The sequence below is a fragment of the bacterium genome, assembly GCA_030655055.1.
GTDB lineage: Bacteria > Edwardsbacteria > AC1 > AC1 > EtOH8 > UBA5202.
This window is the reverse complement of sequence record JAURWH010000142.1, coordinates 1-2,349: the sequence shown is the minus strand read 5'-3', so window position 1 is coordinate 2,349 and position 2,349 is coordinate 1. Positions and strand designations below refer to the sequence as shown.

At 54.6% G+C, this 2,349-nt stretch carries 3 protein-coding genes; all 3 read left to right on the top strand.

The genetic code is table 11. The annotated features are described in order from the left end of the window. Positions 1-42: 42 nt before the first annotated feature. Positions 43-1,056: an NAD-dependent epimerase/dehydratase family protein gene (locus Q7U71_06660; protein MDO9391436.1), complete on the top strand. Its 1,014-nt coding sequence runs from the start codon at positions 43-45 to the stop codon at positions 1,054-1,056. A 281-nt stretch (positions 1,057-1,337) separates the two neighbouring features. Next, complete coding sequence (locus tag Q7U71_06655; GenBank protein MDO9391435.1) at positions 1,338-2,066, top strand: class I SAM-dependent methyltransferase; 729 nt, start codon at positions 1,338-1,340, stop codon at positions 2,064-2,066. 83 nt (positions 2,067-2,149) lie between these two features. After that, positions 2,150-2,349: 8-amino-7-oxononanoate synthase (locus tag Q7U71_06650; GenBank protein ID MDO9391434.1), on the top strand; the 200-nt coding region annotated here is incomplete at its 3' end.

The window sequence follows — 2,349 nt, the reverse complement described above, 5'->3', positions numbered from 1 at the left end:
TTTCTGTTGACAGACCTGCCTGTTATACATTAAACTTGAGACATGCCCGACAAAATTTCTGAAAATAAAAAGCCCCTGGCCCTGCTTACCGGCGCCACCGGATTCATCGGCAGCCACCTGGCCGGATCCCTGCTGAACCGGGGGTTCCGGGTGAGGGCCCTGGTCCGGCCCTCCAGCGACCTGAGGTGGATCAAGGGCCTGGATATTGAGTTTGTGTCCGGCAGCCTGCAGGACAACAGTTTTCTGGAGCAGGCCGCCTCCGGGGCGGACTACATCTTTCATTTGGCCGGAGCGGTCAAAGCCAAGGACCCCAAGGATTTTTATCTTCATAACACCCGGGCCACGATGAACCTGGCCAAAGCAGCCCTGACCAAAGCGCCCGGCTTGAAACGCTTTCTCTTTGCCTCCAGCCAGGCCGCGGCCGGCCCGGCGGAATGTCTGGAAAGGCCGGTCTGCGAGCGGGATGAATGCCGGCCTTTGTCCGACTATGGCCGGAGCAAACTTCAGGCCGAGCGGGAGCTGATGGACCTTTCTGGCAAACTGCCGGTGACCATAGTGCGCCCCCCATCGGTCTACGGCCCCCGGGATACAGAAGTGCTGGCGTATTTCAAGTGGGTCAACCGGGGCCTGGCACTTCTGCCGGGTTTTGGCACCCGCCACGCCCATCTGATCTACGTAAAGGACCTGGTTGAAGGAATGCTGCTGGCCGCCGCGTCCCAAAGTTCTCCGGGAAAAACTTACTTCCTGGCCGAGGACAGGTCATATTCCTGGGACGAGATAGCGGAGACCATTGCCGGATGTCTGAATAAAAAGATCCTCAAACTCCACCTCCCCCTGCAGCTGGCACATCTATCGGCGATTTTCAACGAAGCGGGAGCCTATGCCCAGAACCGGCCGGCCATGGTTACCCGGCAGAAAGTGCGGGAGATGTCGCAAAGATACTGGACCGTTTCCTCGCAATCAGCAAAGGAGGATTTCGATTTCCAGTGCCGGTACGGTCTGGCCCAAGGGATCGCCGAGACCGCCAAGTGGTACAAGGAACAGGGTTGGATATAGTAACTTGTCATTCTGAGAATGTCGCCACGCCTGCCTATTGATGTCATTCTGAGAACAGCCCCATGCTTGTCTATTTGAAGAATCCTTCGGTTTGTCAAGCAGGAAAGCCTCCTCAGGATGACAGGCCCTCGATGTCATTCTGAGAACAGCCCCGTGCTTGTCTATTTGAAGAATCCTTCGGTTTGTCAAGCAAGGTGCATTACTCAGGCATGCACTGAGAATTGCATTAATAATTCCTAACGAAGTGATGACGATCAGCATCACTGACAAAAGAAAGAGCAATGAATAACCGTTTGTACCAAGACCTAAGCTGGCTCTGGCCGCTGTGGGAAAAAGTGGAAGACTATCAGCCCGAAAGCGCCCGGTTCATCAGCCTTATAAAAAAGCACTGCCCAAAGGCCAGGACCATTTTGGACATCGCCTGCGGCGGCGGCAAGAACGACCACTGGCTTAAAAAGCGCTTTGCCGTGACCGGGGTGGATTTGAGCCCGCAGATGATCGCCCAGGCCAAGAAGCTCAACCCCGGGGCAGATTATCACGTTGGCGACATGCTGTCATTTGACCTGAAGAAAAAGTTTGACGCGGTCTTCTTCAACGACGGCATCATCTACATGCAGACAAAAGAAGATCTGCTTAAGGCCCTGAAGAACGCCAGCCGCCACCTTAACCCAGGCGGAGTGATGGCCCTGTATGTGGAGGACTGCAAGGAACGATTTGAACAGAGCAAGACCTCGGTCTGGCGTTCAAAGACAAAAGGCTACGACATCACCTACATCGAGAACGACCACGACCCCGATCCCCGGGACAGCACCTACCAGATGGCCTTCGTCTACCTGATCCGCCGGGGCAAGCAACTGAGGATCGAGCACGACACCCACACCGCTGGGCTTTTCACCCTGGCCCAGTGGCGGAGGGCTTTGAAACAGGCGGGATTCAAGATCATAGAGGACAGGCCCCAAAAGCTGGGGGATGAGCTGGTACAGCTGCTGGTAGCCCGGAATACAGTTTGAAGGAGTGGATTTTTTCTTGCTATACTTTTCTTTTTTTAGTATAATAAAAGTTCATATTTTGTCAATAATAGCAGAGGTTCTTAATGGATATCTTCAAAAAATGCGTTGACTTCACCGATGCCCGGGATGCCCGGGATGCCGGTCTTTACCCTTATTTCCACCCCCTGTCCTCGGCCCAGGAGCCGGAGGTGATCATCGACGGAAAGAAGATGATCATGATCGGGTCCAACAACTACCTGGGCCTGACCACCCACCCCCGGGTCAAGGAAGCGGCCATCAAGGC